Consider the following 16,170-nt stretch of genomic DNA (forward strand, 5'->3'; position numbering starts at 1 on the left):
ACGAACGGGAATGGAGGCCGGGCGTGCCGAGCGGCAGGTTCAGGGAGCAGGGTTGCGGCATTCTAAATGAGACTTTTTCTCATTTGTTGCCGAATGCCCACGCGCTCTCTGCCCTGTCTGGCTCCGCTACAGCAACTCCGCCGGCCGCGTCTCCGATGCGCCGGTGCGGCAGGGCAGGGTGATGCGAAACAGCGACCCGCCTTCGGAGCGGTTGCTGGCGGCGATGGTGCCGTCCATGGCGTCGATGATCTTGCGGCAGATGGCCAGGCCCAGGCCGGTGCCGCCCGAGCCGTTGCGGGTTTTGCTGGACTGCACGAAGGGCTGGAAGATCTTGTCCAGTTCCTGCGGAGGAATGCCCGGCCCCTGGTCGGAGACGGCGATGCAGATATCGCCCTGTTCATCGATGCGGCCCTGCACATCGATGCGCCCGCCAATGGGCGAGAACTTGATGGCATTGGCCAGCACATTGCGCACCACCTGCTGGAAGCGCACGGGGTCGGCCTTGGCGATCAGCGGCGTGTCGTCGAGCTCCAGCCGCAGGTCGATCAGCTTTTGCTGCTGCTGCGGCTCCAGCTCGCGCACCACGGGCCGGATCAGGCTCCTGAGGTCGGTGCGCTCGACGTGGATGGTGCCCACGGCGCTTTCCAGCTTGGCCACGTCCAGCAGGTCGTTGACCAGGGCCAGCATGCGTATGCCCGCCTCGTGGATGTCGTTGAACATGTCGGCCATGGCGGGATTGCCGCGCGAGCGCAGGCCGCCGAGCTCGGCAAAGCCCATGATGGACTGCAGCGGGGTGCGCAGCTCGTGGCTCATGTTGGCCACGAATTCCGATTTCACGCGGAAGGCCTCTTCGGCCGCGTCGCGGGCTTCGCGGGTGGCATGCTCGGCTGCGCGGAATTCGCTCACGTCCACAAAGATGCTGAGCACGCCGGTGATCTGGCCCTGGGCATTCTTGACGGCTGCCTTGGAGATCTGCACATCGCGGTAGCTGCCGTCCACATGGGGCAGCCGGGCCTCCACCATCATGCGCTGGCCCGAGCGCATCACGACCTGGTTGCTGCGCATCTGCAGCAGGGCATCGTCGCGCGCGTGCAGGCCCTTGATCTCGTGGCCGAGCACGGCGTAGCGGCCCCGGCCGAAGAAGTCCTCCCAGGCCTTGTTGACCAGGGCCACGCGCTGGTCCGCGTCGGTGACCAGCATGGGCAGGGGCGTGGTCTCGAACAGCAGATGCTGGAAGGCCAGCTGGGTCTGCAGTTCCTGCTGGGCCTTCCAGCGGGCGGTCACGTCCACGGCGCTGCCGGCAAAGCCCACCAGCCGGCCGTCGCGCAGCAGGGGAACCACGGCGATGTCGCAGAGCATCTCCCGGTTGCCCGGCAGGCGGAACATGGCCTGGCAGTTGCGCGGTGCCAGCCGGGCCAGTGGATCGAGCAGGGCCTGGATCTGCGCCAGGTACGAGCCGTCCACGATGTTCTCCAGCGGCTGGCCCACGGCCTCGGCGCTGGGCTGGCCGGTCAGCTGTTCCCAGCGCGCGTTCACGAAGGTCAGCAGTCCCTGGCTGTCGGTGCGAAAGATCAGCTCCTGCACGCTGCGCATGAGCACGGCCATCTCATGCTCGCTGCGCGCCAGGCGCGCCTGGGCCTGCTCCATGGCCTGCAGTGCCGACTTCTGGACCCTGCGGGTCTTGAGCACCGACCAGCTCAGTCCCAGCACCAGGGCCAGCAGGGCCAAGCCGGCCACGAAGAAGGCAAAGGCGTTGTCCCGCCAGCGCGCCACCATGGCCGCGTAGGGCTCCTCCACCACCAGCAGCAGCGGCCAGTTGCGCACGGTGCGGAACGACACGATCTGGTGGCGCCCCAGCATGCCCGCGCCGATGTAGGAGCCGAATTCGCTGTGCGGCAGCCATTCCTGGAACAGCGGCGTCTGCAGCGCGGCGGCCGCCTGCACGCCCGTGCCCGCATTGGTGCTGGCCAGGGGCCGGCCGTCATAGGTCAGCAGCACGGCCTCGTAGCTGAGGGTCTCCAGCGTGGACTGGTAGAAGTTGGCCACGGCGTCGGGATTGATCAGGGCCACCAGCACGGCGGGCATGCCGTTGTCCTGGTGGAAGGCCAGCAACTGCGGCAGGAAGGACACGCCGCGCGGCGTCGGATGCGCCCGTGGCGCCAGCGACGACAGGCTGCGGCCGGGCACCAGCCGGCCCAGCTGGGGCTTGCCGGGGATGAGGACGGCCGCCTTGTCGTGCAGCAGATCCTGCGTGTCGATCTGCTGGCCGGCCTCCCCGGCCTGGGTGCTGGCCAGGATGAGGCCCTTGTCGTCGATCAGCGCCATGCTGCGCAGGTAGGGCAACTGGGCGATCAGCAGGGCCATGGCAGCCTCGCGCGCGCCTCGCCCACTGCCTGCGGCCACGATGGCCGGGTTGTGCGCCAGGCTGGCCAGGGCCATTTCGGTGTTCTCGAAGGTCTTGGCCGTCTGGTCCTCCAGCACGCGGGCCAGCAGCGCGGCCTGGGACTTGCTCTGGTCCGCATCGGCATGCAGCTGGCTCCAGACGAAGAGCACCAGTCCGGCAAGCACGCACAGTGCAAAGGTCAGCACCAGTGCCTTGATGTGGGCACTGCGCCGGGCTCCGAGAAAATGATGCGCGGCAGCTCGTTCAGACATGATGAAGGTGCTCCATCGGAAGTTTCAGGGCGCGACGATGGCGGTCAGGCCGTTGTGGCGCGCGGCCCTGGCCAGGCGGCCGTCGCGCTTGATGTCCGAGACGAACTGGTTCAGGCGCGCCAGCCACTGGGCGTCGGCAGGGCTGGCCGCATAGCCGTAGGGCAGCACATGGAAGGGCTTGGGCGGCGCGATCAGCTGCATCCAGTCCGAGCTGTCCAGCAGCTTGCGGCTGTACGGGTAGTCGGTCATGAACACGTCCACGCGCCCGGCCATGAGTTCCTTTTCGCGGGTTTGCGGCGGCTCCACCAGCACCAGGCGCGCATGCCTGAGCGACTCGCGCATGACCGGCTCCATGAAGGTGCCGCGCTGCACGGCCACCTGCACGCCGGGCTGGTCGATGTCGGCCCAGCTGCGCACGGCGGGGTTGCTCTTGGTGGTGATGCCGTAGATATCGCTGCTCAGGTAGGGCTGGGTGAAGCGCAGCTGCTGCTGGCGCTGCGGCAGGATGCCGACGGCGAACATGGCCACGTCGCAGCGCGACTCCAGCAGGTCGGGCACCAGCCGCGAGAAGGACGAGTCCACATGCTGCAGCCGCGCGCCCAGGTCCTTGGCCAGCTCTGCCGAGAGCTCCGCGTCGATGCCCGTGAGCCTGCCCGTGCGTGCGTCACGGTAGGTGATGCCGTAGTAGTCGGGCCAGATGCAGACCTTCAGCGTGTGGCTGCTGGCCACGCGGTCCAGCACCTCGCCGGCCCGTGCTGCGCCAGGCCCCACGGCCAGCACCGCCACCCAGACCGGAACGAGTGCCAGCAGCAGCGCCTGCACGGCGGCCCGCGCCAGCGCGGACAGGCGCGCGGCGTTCCCGGACGGTATCTGCCATCGGCCCGCGGCGGCCTGCGTGTGCATCGTCATCAGTCGCTCCTGTAAAGACTGGCCAGGGTCTCCAGCAGCCGGTTCGGGCTGAAGGGCTTGAGCAGGTATTCGTCGGCACCGGCATTGAAACCCGCCTCGCGGTCCTGCGCACTGCCCCGGGCCGTCAGCAGGATCACCCGCGTGTGCCGCAGGTCGTAGGAGGTCTTGATGCGGCAGCACACCTCCAGGCCGTCCAGCGTGCCCGGCATCATCATGTCCAGCAGCACGACGTCGGGCTGGCTGCGCTGGGCCAGGGCCCAGGCTTCGTCACCGGTCGGCGCCTCCATGACTTCGTATGCGCTGGACTCCAGCGTCATGCGCAACAGCTTGCGGATGTCGGCTTGGTCTTCGGCGATCAGTATCTTCTTCATGGCGGGCCTTTCGCAACGCAGTTGAAGGGTTCTGCGTTGGATTGAATCATAAATATCAAATTCATCAAATTTGTATTGTTTTTTTTAATCGTATTTGATGCAAAATTGCTGCCATGTCCGAGAACAGCACCCCACCAGGCCAAATTCCGCACTACACGACCGCTGAGGTGGCCAAGCTGCTGGGCATGGCGGTGCGGTCGGTTCAGCTCATGGTCGATCGCGGCGATCTGGAGGCCTGGAAGACCCCCGGGGGGCACCGGCGCATCACGCGCGCCTCCGTGGAGCGCTGGCGCGGCAGGCAGGGTGATGCGGCCACCACGTCCGGGGCGCCCGCTGCGGCACCCGCGCCCGCTCCCGCGCAGGCCGGTACGGGCCCGCGCGTGCTGCTGATCGAGGACTCCGTGCACTTCCAGAACCTGGTGCGCCTGCTGGTGCAGCGCCACTTTCCCGACGTGCAGCTGCACGTGGCGCACGACGGGATCACCGGCATGGCGCTGTACGGGCAGATCCAGCCCGACGTGCTGCTGGTGGACATCCTGCTGCCCGACATCGACGGCGCCGCCCTCATCACCACCTTGCGCACGCATGAGCAGTTCGCGCGCTGCAAGCTGCTGGTTGTCACCTCGCTGGATGCGGCAGAGCGCGAGGCCTACGCCTTTGCGCTGGGCGGCGCGCGCGTGATCCACAAACCCCAGCTCGTGCAGGAGCTGCCCGAGGCGCTGGGCGAGCTGCTGGGCAGGCAGGCAGCGTGAATCCGGCCCATCCTGCGGTCCTGCTGGTGGAGGACGATGCCTCGATTGCGCGATTCGTCACGCTGGCGCTGGAGGGCATGCCCCTCACCCTGGTGTCCTGCGCGAGTGCGGAGCAGGCGCAGAGCCTGCTGCAGAGCCAGCCCTTTGCCCTGCTGATCACCGACCTGATGCTGCCCGGCGCCTCCGGGGTCGAGCTCATCGAATGGCTGCGCAACTCCCCGCAGGCAGGCTGCAGCGCCGTGGTCTTCAGCGCCGGCGTGCGGGCCGACGTGGCGCTGCGGCTGGAGCAACTGCAGGTCTGGGGCGTGCTGCGCAAGCCCGTGTCGGTGGCGCAACTGGTGGACTGCGTGGAATCGGTGCTGGCGGCGCAACCGGCCGGCTCGCCCGCGCCGGCCAGCGTGCAGGCCGCCGGTGCGGATGTGCCGGTGGATATGCAGGCGGATATGCCGGTGGATGGCGGCCCGGCCGCCGTCTCCAGCTACTTCGGCGGCGATGCTGCCCTGTTCCACAGCTACCGCGCCAGCTGCCTTGCGCAGTTGCCCGACGATGTGGCGCTGGGCGAAAACCTGCTGGCCGCGCGCGACGCCGCGGCGCTGCGCCGGCTGGCGCACAACCTCAAAAGCGTGCTGCGCCTGCTGGGGCACGAGCAGGCCAGCGGCCTGGCGCAGACGCTGGAGCAGGCCTGCCTGGCCAGCGACTGGGCGGGCGCCACCGATGCCTGGCGGCAACTGGGCGCGGCCCTGCTGGGAATGCTGGACGGCGCGGGCCAGCGGCCCCGGCGCGGCTGACACCGCGCCCGCCATTGCGCCATCCCGCCGTCATTGCGGCGGGCTGCGGCGCACCCAGCCGTGCCAGATTCCCGCCGCCGTGGGAATGGCCAGGCAGACGCCGGCCAGCATGTCGCCAAAGCCGCCGTCGCTGAACAGGGCCGAGACCAGGCCGATGGCCGTCAGCACGCCCAGCGCGATGGGCCAGCCCCAGAGGGCGAGAAAGCCCCGGTGTTGCGCGCCGCTCATGCCGAGACCTCCTTGCCGCGCGGCGCGGGTTGCGGGGCCGGCACGCTCTTGCCCTTTTTGACCCACAGGTACAGGCCCGTGCCCAGCACGATGATGCTGGCGATGTCCAGCAGCGCCCAGAGGATTTGCATGGCCCGCCCGCCGTAGTCGCCGAAGTGCAGCGGCTGGGACACCAGCAGCGCCGTCAGATACCAGGGCAGGGCGGGCGCGGCCGTGACCTGGGCGGTCTTGGCGTCCACCAGCACGGGCAGGAACAGGCGCGAGGTCAGGGGCTCGTTGCCACGCAGGAAGAAGGTGTGGTGGTGCGGGCTGGAGAACGTGGTGCCGGGGAAGGCGATGAAGTACAGCTTGGTGCCCGGCACCTGCTGCTGGGCGGCCTGCAGCGATTGCTGCAGCGAGGCGCGCTCCGCCACCGGTACCGTGTCCTGGCCCTGGTAGGGCGCCAGCACGCTGCTGAGCTGGTCATGCTGCCAGTACTTGATCAGCAGGTCGGCCCAGGTATTGATCATGCCGGTGGCGCCCACCACGAACAGCCACACCAGGGTGACGATGCCCAGCAGGTTGTGCAGGTCCAGCCACTTCAGGCGCGGCTGGCGCGTGCGGCGCACGGTGCCGAAATCGAGCTTGCGCATGAAGGGCGCGTACAGCACCACGCCGCTGACGATGGCGATCAGCAGCAGCAGCCCCATGAAGCCCAGGAACAGCTTGCCCGGCAGCCCCGCGAACAGGTCCACGTGCAGCTTGAACATGACCCACATGAAACCCTGGTCGAAGCGCGGCTGGGCCAGCAGTTCGGCCGTGCGCGCATCGACCACCACGGAGCGGAAATCGTCCGTGGGGGCCGGCGTGGGCGTCATGGTGACGAACCAGAGGTCATCGGTGTCGTCGGACTTGGAGACGAACTGCACCACGCGGTCCGGGTGCTGGGCACGGGCCACCTCCAGCACCTTGTCCAGGCTGGCATGGGGCGTGCCCTGGGGCATGGGCGGGGCCTCCACCTCGGTGCCCAGCAGGTGGCCGATTTCGTGGTGGAAGATCAGCGGAAGGCCGGTCAGGCACAGCAGCAGCATGAAGACGGTGCAGACCAGGCTGCTCCATTTGTGCAACCAGGCCCAGGTCTTGATCGTGTGGCTTTGCATGGGGTGTTTTTTTCTCTGACAGAAGGGGGCCTGGGGCCCCCGCCATCACCGCGCCCCCGGCGCCATGCCGGGGGCGGGGCGGTTGCCGGTGGCCGGGGGCTTAGAAGTCCACTTGTGCCGACAGCATCAGCGTGCGCGGCGCGCCCGTGGTGGTGTAGCCGGCGGCAGTCACCCAGTAGCTCTTGTTGCTGACGTTCTCCAGGCTGGCGCGCAGCACCACCGGCTTGCCGGCCACGTGGGTGCGCAGGCGTGCGCCCAGGTCCAGGCGTGTCCAGCCGGGCATGCGCAGGATGTTGGCCGCGTCGTAGTACATGGACGAGGTGTGGATCACGCGGCCGTTCAGGCTCAGGCCCTCCACCCAGGGCGTATCCCAGTCCAGGCCCAGGTTGAAGGTGCGCTCGGGCACGCCGTTGGCATCGTTGCCCTGGTTCACGCCGCCTGCCGTGCGCGAGAGCTTGGCGTTGTTGAAGGCCGCGCTGGCCAGCAGGCGCAGGCCCTTGTGGATCTCGCCGTAGGCGGTCAGCTCCAGGCCACGGTTGCGCGTCTCGCCGCCGAAGCTGTAGACATTGGTCACCGGGTCGGTCATGGAGCCCGGGCGCTGGATCTGGTAGAGCGCGGCCTGCGTGGTCATGCGGCCCCAGTCCACCTTCACGCCGACCTCGTACTGCTTGGACTTCTGCGGCGCGAACACCTGGCCCGCATTGGCCGTGTTGGGCCCGGCCGTGCCGCCTGCCGACAGGCCAGCCGTGTAGTTGGCGTAGACCGAGACATTGTTCTGCGGCTTGAACACCACGCCGGCCAGCGGCGTCACGGCGCTGGCCTTGTACAGCGTGGTGCCGCTGGCATTCTTCTGGTCGATGGTCTGGTCGCGCAGGCCCACGGTCACCAGCACGCGGTCGCTGAACAGCGCCATGGTGTCGGCCAGCGCCAGGCTGTGCTGCGTCAGCTCGGCGTTCTTGGTGGGCGCGCCGCGCACGAAGTCGATGGCAGGCAGGGGCGAGGGGTTGTAGATGTTGGAGGGGACGGCTTTGGTGGTCAGCTGGTAGAAGTAGCCGCTCTCGCGGTCCATGTAGTTGGCCGCGGCCACCACGGTGTGGCCGATGGCGCCGGTCTTGAAGCGCGTGCGCAGGCCCACGTCGGCCGAGGTGGTCTTGTTGAACTCGTCGTAGAAGCCGTTTCGCACGGTGAAGTTGCCCAGCGAGTCGATGCGCTGCACGGCCGTGGGAAAGCTCTGGTCGCTGGACACATCGCTGTAGCCCACGCCGCCGTAGACGGAGGTGTTGGCGTTGATGTCGTATTCCACGCGCGAGATCACGGTCTTGGCCTTGTCCAGCAGCTCCGTGCCCGGGTTGAAGTTGGTGCGGCTGTCGGGCACGGCGGGCACCTGGGTGATGCCGGCCAGGAAGGCGCTTTGCGGGCGGAACTCCGTGGTCTTGCCGCTGGTGGTCAGCGCGTCCAGCGACCAGCGCAGGCCCTGGCCTTCGTAGTCCAGGCCCACCGAGGCCAGGCCCAGGCGCTGGCGGCCGCCGTCGATGTTGCCTTCGCCGTTGCGCCACACGCCGTTCACGCGCACACCCCACTGGTTGTCTTCGCCAAAGCGGCGGCCCACGTCCAGGTGGGTGCCGAACTGGGCCTTGCCCATGTAGGTGGCGGTCAGGCGGTTCAGCGGCACGTCGCCCGCGCGCTTGGTCACCACGTTGATGCTGCCGCCGATGCTGCCGCTGGGGCCCACGCCATTGGTCAGCGAGCCGGGGCCCTTGAGCACTTCCACGCGCTCGATCACCTCCAGCGGCAGGCGCGTGGAGGGCGACAGGCCGTACAGGCCGTTCACCGACACATCGCGCATGGACAGGGAAAAGCCCCGCACCTGGAAGTCATCGCCATAGCCGCCGCGCGCCTGCAGCGTGCGCACCGAGGCGTCGTTCATCACCACGTCGGCAATGGTCAGCGCCTGCTGGTTCTCGATCAGCTCCGAGGTGTAGTTGGTGGTGCTGAAGGGCACGTTCATCTGGTCGGTCTTGCCCAGAATGCCCAGGTCGCCGCCGCGCGCGATCTGGCCGCCGGCATAGGTCTTTTGCAGTCCGCCAATGGCCTCGGCCTGGTCGCTCACCGTCACTTCCTTGAGGGCCGGGCCCTCGGCCGTCTGGGCCGCCACGCCCACGGCGGCCAGGGCGAGGCCAGCGCCCAGGCATTGGCGGATCAGGCGCGTGAGGGGGTGGGGAGCGAAGCGGAAGTCCGCAGGAGTGCTGTGGTGCGTCATGGCAGTCATGTGCAAAGGTTGGAAAAAGCGGGAGGAAAAACCGTGAAGAAAAGCCGGGACGAAAAACAGGGAAAGGAGGGCAGGCCGGCCGTGGCCCTAGAAGCGCGCGCGCAGCGACACCGTGACGTTGCGCGGATCGCCGTAGTAGTTGTTGAAGTAGGTGCTGTTGGGCGAGAACTTGGCGTAGTAGCGCTTGTCCAGCAGGTTGCTCACGTTCAGCTGCAGCGAGTAGGTGTTGTCCAGGCGGTAGGCCAGCAGCGCGTCAAAAAGCGCATAGCCACCCTGGCGGGTGGTGACATCGCCCACGCTGGCGTAGGCATCGCTTTGCAGCCGCACGCCGGCGCCTGCGGTCCATCCCTGCAAGGGCCCCTTGAAGCGGTGGCTGGCAAACAGGCGCAGCGCATGGCGCGGGTCCACGGGCCGCAGCGGCTGGCCCACGTTGGCCTCGGAGGCGTCGCGCAGGTACCTGGCCTGGGTGTAGGTGTAGCCTGCCAGCACCTGCCAGCCTGGCGCGGGCTCGCCGGACAGCTCCAGCTCCCAGCCCTGGCTGCGGCTCTTGCCGCCGGCCATGAAGCAGTGGCTGGTCGGGTAGTACGGCAGGCAGGGCATGGCCGATGCCGTGTCCTGCATGGCGCTGCCCACGCGCTGGATGCGGAACACCGACATGCTGCCCTGCAGCCGGCCGTCCATGAAACTGCCCTTGAGCCCGGCCTCCAGGTCCTCGCCCCGGGCGGGCGCCAGGATGCTGCCATCGGCGGCCTTCTTGTCCTGGGGGCTGAAGATCTCGCTGTAGCTGGCATAGGCGTCGAGCGTGTCCGACAGCGCATGTACCAGGCCCGCATAGGGCGTCAGCTCGCGGCGCACGCTGTAGCCGCTTTGGGCATTGCCGGGTTCGAGATAGCTCCACCAGCTCAGGCGCGCACCGGCAATGGCGGTGAGCGAGTCGGTCAGCGACAGCCGGGCCCGCGCGAATCCGCCGTACTGGTGGATGTGGGACACGGGCGATGAATAGGCGTTGCCGTTGCCCTCGCTGTAGAAGGGCTCGGGGTAGCTGGTGTACGGATTCCAGCCGCGGATGTCCACATTGCGCAGCGGGCTCACGCCCCAGTAGCCCGTGGCGCCCGTGCTGCGGATGCGCTGCAGGTCGGCGCCCAGCGACAGCTCGTGCCTGCGGCCCAGTGCCTCGAAGGGGCCGCTGGCCAGCAGGCTCAGCGCGTTCTGCGTGCTGCCGTCGCCGCCATAGATGGAGGTGCTCACGTCGAACAGGTAGGGATTGCTGTCGCTGGCCTTGGAAAACGAGGTCTGCTTGAACCCGTCCGACCGAAAGCGCGTGTGCGCCGCCTGGGCCTTCAGTTGCCAGCCGCTGTCCAGCCGGTGCTCCAGCTCGGCAAAGGCCTGCTGGTTGTGGCGGTCCCAGGTATTCCAGGGCGTGCCCAGGTAGGTGCTGCGCGGCAGGCCGAGCTGGCTGCCGTCGGCAGCGGCAGGCAGGCCGCCCCAGGAGCCCGTGGCTTGCAGGTCCGTGTGCTGCAGGCCGGCCGTGAGCGTGGTGCGCGGCCCCAGGTCCGCCTCCAGCACGCCGTACAGGCCCAGGCGCTTTTCCTTGCGCGCGGTCTGGAACGATGCCTTGTCGTCCGCCAGCGCCACCAGCCGGCCGCGCAGCGTGCCGGCTGCGTTCAGAGGGCCGGACAGGTCGGCCTCCATGCGCTGGCGGTCCCAGGAACCCAGCGTCAGCGCGGCCGAGCCCTGCCATTGCGCCGTGGGCCGCTTGCGCACCATGTTCACCATGGCCGAGGGCGAGCCCGCGCCACGCAGCAGGCCCGTGGCGCCGCGCAGCACCTCCACGCGGTCCAGCATGGCCGTATCGGGCTGGATGAAGGTGGAGGCCGAGGCCACCTGGTTCACATTGAGCCCGTCCACCTGCAGCGAATCGATCTGGTAGCCGCGCGAGTAATAGGCGATGCGCTCGCTGTCGATGTACTCCACCGTCACGCCCGGCGTGTGCTGCAGCACGGCATGCAGGTCGGGCAGGGCCTGCTCGTCCAGCCACTGGCGCGTGAGCACGGTCACGGGCTGCGGGATGTCGCGCACCGACTGAAGCCCCTTGTAGCCCGTGACCAGGCTGGCCGCGTAGCTGTCCGATGCCTCGGTCGTGGCACTGGCCGGCGCCGTGGCCCGGACCGTGACCGTGCCCAGCGTCTGCCCGCTCGTGCCCGAGGCCGCCGCTGGCAGCGGCCGCAGCGTATAGACGCCGCTGGACTCGCGCACGGCCTGCAGCGCCGTGCCCTGCAGCAGCCTGGCAAAACCGTCTTCCACGCCATAGCTGCCCTGCAGCCCCGGGGACTGCAACCGGCCCAGCTGCGCGGCATCAAACGACAGCGCAACGCCAGCCTGGTTGGCGTACTGCGCGATCACATGCGTGAGCGGGCCGGCCGCAATCGAAAAGCTGCGCTGGCCGGCTTGGGCGGCCTGGGCGGACGGCGCCGCATGGACGCAGTCCGCTGCCGTGGCAACCAGCATCGCCACCCCCAGCGCCGCTGCCACCCCAGCCATTCCCATGGACGCAGGCCAGCCCCGTGCGGCTGCAAGGCCGTCCTGGGGCTGGTGGAGGTGGGTGCGGGGCATGGGGCTGGGAAAAGTGGTGTGACTCCCCGTATGCCGAACAAGCCCTGCCGATCCTGCAAGTTCGGCTGGACTTTTTTTGCGCTGCCGCTGAGATTTTCTCCGTTACTTCCCGTTGATCACCAGGTGGATTAAGGCTGGATTGCTATGGTTTTATTTTCAATCAATGCCTCAGGACACCACCACCGGCCTGGGCTGGCGCGTCCCCGCCAGCGCCAGGCCCGCGAACAGCATCAGCATCAGGCCGTAGGCATATGTCACCGGCAACAGGCCGAAGCGCGCGGCGGCCATGCCCGCCGCGATGGCCGGCACGCTGAACGCCAGGTAGCTGGCGATGTAGATGGCCGAGATCAGGGCGCCGCGCTCGTGCGGCTCGGCCAGCGGGATCACGCTGCGCAGCGCGCCCTGGAAGCCCACGCCGAAGCCCGCGCCCGCCACCACTGATGCCCCCAGCACCAGAGGCAGGCTTTGCAGATGGGCGCCGACCAGCAGCAGGGCCACCCCGGCCAGCAGGCCGCTGCCGCCGAACTGCAGCATGGCGCGCGGCGCGCGGCTGCGCAGCGTCCAGATGGCGGCGGCGGCGCTCAGCGTGTTGATGCACACGGCAAAGCTGGCGGCGACCTCCGAGCCCGTGACCGAGCGGATCATCGACGGGCCCAGCGACAGGTAAAAGCCCCCCAGCGCCCACACCGTGATGCTCATGGGCAGCACGCGCATGAAGTCGGCCCGGGCCTGGCCCGGAATCCGCACGCGCGGGCGCATGGCGGCCAGTGCGCCGGGGCGGCGCGCGCCCGTCTCGGGCAGCACGGCCATGGCGGCGGCCACGGCCACGAAGATCAGCGCCATGAGCCAGAACACCAGGCCCAGCTGCTGGCGCCACAGCTGCGCGAACTCGCCCGCCACGACAATGCCCGCCGCCATGCCGACCATGGGCGCCATGGTGCTCACCAGCGTGCCGCGCTCGCGGTGCAGGTCCAGCAGCGCCGCGCCCATGGCCGCACTGGCCATGCCGGTGGCAAAGCCTTGCAGCACGCGCGCCAGCACCAGGGCCTGCACGTCGCCCGCGCGGGCGAACACCGCCAGCGAGACGATCTCCAGCACCAGCGCCGCCAGGATCACGGGCTTGCGGCCCAGGTGGTCCGACAGAGCGCCCGTGGTGAGCAGGGCCAGCAGCAGGCTCAGCGCATAGACCGCGAAGACCAGGGTCAGCATGCCGGAGGAAAAGCCCCAGTCCTGCTGGTAGAGCCGGTACAGCGGCGTGGGCGCGCTGGAGGCGGCGAAGAAGCTGCCCAGGCCGAAGGCCAGGACGGCCAGGCTGCGGCCGGGCCGGGCAGCGGGAGTGGAGTTGGATGGTTGCAGTACCGACATGGTTAAGAGCCCTGCTGCACAATTAATGCAAAGTTTTTGCGTTAGCGAATTCTGCGCTTGTGCGCTGTTAACGCAAATTTTTAGCTTTAATAACCATGAGCACGCAAGTCCCATCCCTTTCCAAAACAGGCGGTACCGCCCGTCCCGGCGGACGCAGCGCGCGCATCCAGGCCACGGTCTACCAGACCGTCAAGGGCCTGCTGGAAACCATGCCGCGCGAGGAATTGAGCTTTCCGCTCATCGCCGCCCAGGCGGGCGTGACGCCGTCCACCCTCTACCGGCGCTGGGGCGACATACAGCAACTGCTGGCCGATGTGGCCGTGGAAATCATCCGGCCCACGGCGCCGCCGCTGGACACGGGCACGCTGGAGGGCGACCTGCTGGCCTGGGCCGAGCAGTTCCTGGAGGAATCGGCCTCGCCGCTGGGCCGCACCATGCTGCGCGACATGGCCGCCGCAGCGGGCAACGAGCACACGCCCTGCGCCTGCGTGGAAATCCTGCGCGGGCAACTGGCGCAGATCGGCGAGCGCGCAGCGCGGCGTGGCGAGGCGATGCCCGCTGCGGACACCCTGATCGACGCGCTGGCCGCGCCCATCGTCTACCGCGTGCTGTTCGACCTGCCGCCGTCCCTGGAACACGTGCAGGCACGGGTGCGCGGCCTGCTGCAGGCTGAAACGGCCTAGCCCTTCAGCGCCCGCGCCAGCACCTCGAAGATCCTCGCATCCGAGCACTGCGCCACATTGAAGCGCAGGAAATCGCCTGCGCTCTGCGACTGGCTGAAGGCATTGCCGGGCGCCAGCACCACGCCATCCTCCAGGCAGGTGCGCGCAAGCGCCGTGGCATCCATGCCCCCGGGCAACTGGCACCACAGGAACATGCCGGCCTGCGGCACCAGCCAGGGCTTCATGCCCAGGGCCTGCAGCCGCGCGGCCGTGCGTTCCATCTCCTGCGCCAGCCGCAGCCGCACGGACTCCATGTGCCTGCGGTAACCGCTGTCGGTCAGCGTGCGCAGCACGATGTCGGCGGCCATGCGCCCGCCGCCGAAGTTGGTGGCGATCTTCAGGTCCGCCAGGTCCTGCGTCCAGTCGGGCCGCGCCGCGATGAAGCCGCAGCGCAGCGAGGCCGACACCGTCTTGGAGAAGCTGCCGATCTGGATCACGCGCGACAGGCCGTCGAAGGCCGCCAGCCGGGGCGCCGCATGGGTCTCCAGGTCGCAGAAGATGTCGTCCTCCACGATCACCAGGTCCGAGCTGTCGGCCAGCTTCAGGATGCGGTGTGCCACCAGTGGCGACAGCGTGGCGCCCGTCGGGTTGTGGATGGCCGAGTTGGTGATGTACAGGCGCGGAGAATGCGCCTGCAGCGCGTCGGCGAACCGGGCCACGTCGGGCCCCTGCGGCGTGTAGGGCACGCTCACGGCCTGCACGCGGTGTGCCTTGAGCAGCGCATGGAAATTGAAATAGCAGGGGTCGTCGATCAGCACCGTATCGCCGGGTTCCAGCAGGAAACGGCAGACCAGGTCGATGGAGTGCGTGCCCGACTCCGTCAGCAGGATCTGCTCGGGCGAGGTCTCCAGCCCCATGGCGGCCATGCGCCGCGCCAGCAGGCGGCGCAGTGCCGGGTGGCCCAGCGGCGTTGCGTACTCCGTCAGCTCCAGCGTGCCCGAGCGCGCCAGGGAGCGCAGCGCCCGGCGCACGCCTTCCTCGTACAGCCATGAAGGCGGCAGCCAGCCGCAGCCCGGCTTGAGCGCGTGGGCATCTGCCTGCAGCGACTGGCGGGCCAGCCACAGGGGGTCGACCTCCCTGTCCACGCGCGGCCCGATACCGCCCAGCGCCAGCGGCGCCACCGGCCCCGCCACATAAAAGCCCGAGCCCGGGCGCGAGGCGATCACCCCCTCGGCCGCCAGCCGCTCATAGGCCTCCACCACCGTGGACACCGACACCTGCATGGCCTGCGCCTGCGCGCGCACCGAGGGCAGGCGCGTGCCGGGCAGGTAGGTGCGCGCGGCGATGCGCGACTGGATCTCTTCCATCACCGCCTGGATGCGTGTGCCGCTGCGCATGGCTGCTCTCTCTTCTGTAGTGGATTTGTGTACATAACAGTTCTTTTGAATTGTATTGGACTGTCTATGGAAGATCCGGCCGTGCAATGGCCCACTGCCCGCTGCAAACCAAGGAGCTTTTTGATGGACAAGACAAGCAGCGGGTGGATCAACGGATTCATCGGCGTGGCGATCTTTGCGGGATCGCTGCCGGCCACCCGCGTGGCGGTCGCCGACCTGGACCCCACCTTCCTGACCTGTGCGCGCGCCAGCATCGCGGCATTGCTGGCCCTGGCCATGCTGCTGGCGCTGCGCCAGCCCCGGCCCGCGCGCGCCGACATGCCTTCGCTGGCGCTGAGCGCGCTGGGCGGTGTGGTGGGCTTTCCGCTGCTGACCGCGCTGGCGCTGCAGTACGTCACCTCGGCGCATTCCATCGTCTTCGTGGGCCTGCTGCCCCTGTCCACGGCCGTGTTCGCCGTGCTGCGCGGCGGCGAGCGCCCGCGCCCGGCGTTCTGGCTGTTCTCGCTGGCGGGCGCGGCCTTCGTTGCCGGCTATGCGGCCGTGGGCGGGGCCGGGGGCTCGCTGCGCGGCGACCTGCTCATGCTGGCCGCCATCATCGTCTGCGGCCTGGGCTATGCCGAGGGCGCGCGCCTGTCGCGCACGCTGGGCGGCTGGCAGGTCATCAGCTGGTCGCTGGTGCTGGCCCTGCCCGTCATGCTGCCGGCCGCCCTGCTCAGCATGCCGGCATCGCTGGCCGATGTGGGCCGGCCCGCATGGCTGGGCCTGGCCTATGTCTCGCTGTTCAGCATGCTGATCGGCTTCGTGTTCTGGTACCGGGGCCTGGCCCAGGGCGGCATTGCGGCCGTGGGCCAGATCCAGCTGCTGCAGCCCTTCATGGGCCTGGGCCTGGCGGCCCTGCTGCTGCACGAGCAGGTGAGCTGGGGCATGGTGCTGGTCACCATGGCCGCCGTGGTCTGCGTGGCCGGGGCCAAGAAGTACGCGCGCTGAGCCCGGCGGGCGTGGTGCGGGGGGGCGGGGCAGGG

The 16,170-nt window shown here is 68.9% G+C and carries 13 protein-coding genes; 4 read left to right on the top strand and 9 right to left on the bottom strand.

Annotation, left to right across the window (positions count from 1 at the left end):
* Nucleotides 1-126: 126 nt before the first annotated feature.
* The 3 genes from LGR64_RS18055 to LGR64_RS18065 are packed head-to-tail and all read right to left on the bottom strand — an operon-like array spanning nt 127 to nt 3,935.
* Nucleotides 127-2,655: a sensor histidine kinase gene (locus LGR64_RS18055; RefSeq protein ID WP_230356406.1), complete on the bottom strand. Its 2,529-nt coding sequence runs from the start codon at nt 2,653-2,655 to the stop codon at nt 127-129.
* Nucleotides 2,656-2,679: 24 nt separating this feature from the next.
* Nucleotides 2,680-3,564: an ABC transporter substrate-binding protein gene (locus LGR64_RS18060; RefSeq protein WP_230356407.1), complete on the bottom strand. Its 885-nt coding sequence runs from the start codon at nt 3,562-3,564 to the stop codon at nt 2,680-2,682.
* Nucleotides 3,564-3,935 (bottom strand): response regulator transcription factor, encoded by a 372-nt coding sequence (locus tag LGR64_RS18065; RefSeq protein ID WP_012203798.1) that lies wholly within the window; start codon nt 3,933-3,935, stop codon nt 3,564-3,566. The genes LGR64_RS18060 and LGR64_RS18065 overlap by 1 nt, the downstream gene beginning before the upstream one ends.
* A 113-nt stretch (nt 3,936-4,048) precedes the next feature.
* Between LGR64_RS18065 and LGR64_RS18070 the strand changes: the two genes are divergently transcribed.
* Both LGR64_RS18070 and LGR64_RS18075 read left to right on the top strand, forming a co-directional pair.
* On the top strand, nt 4,049-4,687 hold the full coding sequence (locus LGR64_RS18070) for a response regulator (protein ID WP_012203799.1): 639 nt from the start codon (nt 4,049-4,051) through the stop codon (nt 4,685-4,687).
* Nucleotides 4,684-5,475 (top strand): response regulator, encoded by a 792-nt coding sequence (locus LGR64_RS18075; protein ID WP_230356409.1) that lies wholly within the window; start codon nt 4,684-4,686, stop codon nt 5,473-5,475. Before LGR64_RS18070 ends, LGR64_RS18075 begins: the two co-directional genes overlap by 4 nt.
* Before the next feature lie 30 nt (nt 5,476-5,505).
* Here LGR64_RS18075 and LGR64_RS18080 read toward each other — a convergent pair whose 3' ends face one another.
* From LGR64_RS18080 to LGR64_RS18100, 5 genes are all read right to left on the bottom strand, one after another.
* Complete coding sequence (locus LGR64_RS18080; protein ID WP_034390825.1) at nt 5,506-5,703, bottom strand: hypothetical protein; 198 nt, start codon at nt 5,701-5,703, stop codon at nt 5,506-5,508.
* Entirely contained in the window at nt 5,700-6,842 is a 1,143-nt protein-coding gene (locus LGR64_RS18085; protein ID WP_230356411.1) for a PepSY-associated TM helix domain-containing protein, read from the bottom strand. Before LGR64_RS18085 ends, LGR64_RS18080 begins: the two co-directional genes overlap by 4 nt.
* A 100-nt stretch (nt 6,843-6,942) precedes the next feature.
* Nucleotides 6,943-9,111 (bottom strand): TonB-dependent receptor, encoded by a 2,169-nt coding sequence (locus tag LGR64_RS18090; RefSeq protein WP_043796444.1) that lies wholly within the window; start codon nt 9,109-9,111, stop codon nt 6,943-6,945.
* An 87-nt stretch (nt 9,112-9,198) separates the two neighbouring features.
* On the bottom strand, nt 9,199-11,724 hold the full coding sequence (locus LGR64_RS18095) for a TonB-dependent siderophore receptor (protein WP_230356413.1): 2,526 nt from the start codon (nt 11,722-11,724) through the stop codon (nt 9,199-9,201).
* Between the two features lie 168 nt (nt 11,725-11,892).
* The gene (locus tag LGR64_RS18100; RefSeq protein WP_013803871.1) at nt 11,893-13,089 is read right to left on the bottom strand and encodes an MFS transporter; all 1,197 of its coding nucleotides are present in this window, start codon (nt 13,087-13,089) and stop codon (nt 11,893-11,895) included.
* A 95-nt stretch (nt 13,090-13,184) separates the two neighbouring features.
* Here LGR64_RS18100 and LGR64_RS18105 point away from each other — a divergent pair, with 95 nt between their 5' ends.
* Nucleotides 13,185-13,772 (top strand): TetR/AcrR family transcriptional regulator, encoded by a 588-nt coding sequence (locus LGR64_RS18105; protein WP_230356415.1) that lies wholly within the window; start codon nt 13,185-13,187, stop codon nt 13,770-13,772.
* On the opposite strand, the gene LGR64_RS18110 is transcribed toward LGR64_RS18105, so the two are convergent.
* Complete coding sequence (locus tag LGR64_RS18110) at nt 13,769-15,148, bottom strand: aminotransferase-like domain-containing protein (RefSeq protein WP_047219778.1); 1,380 nt, start codon at nt 15,146-15,148, stop codon at nt 13,769-13,771. The two genes, LGR64_RS18105 and LGR64_RS18110, sit on opposite strands and share 4 nt — an antisense overlap.
* Nucleotides 15,149-15,271: 123 nt before the next feature.
* Between LGR64_RS18110 and LGR64_RS18115 the strand changes: the two genes are divergently transcribed.
* Complete coding sequence (locus tag LGR64_RS18115; protein WP_012203816.1) at nt 15,272-16,135, top strand: DMT family transporter; 864 nt, start codon at nt 15,272-15,274, stop codon at nt 16,133-16,135.
* Nucleotides 16,136-16,170: the final 35 nt, after the last annotated feature.

The organism is Delftia sp. Lp-1 (assembly GCF_020523835.1).
Taxonomy (GTDB): domain Bacteria; phylum Pseudomonadota; class Gammaproteobacteria; order Burkholderiales; family Burkholderiaceae_C; genus Comamonas; species Comamonas acidovorans.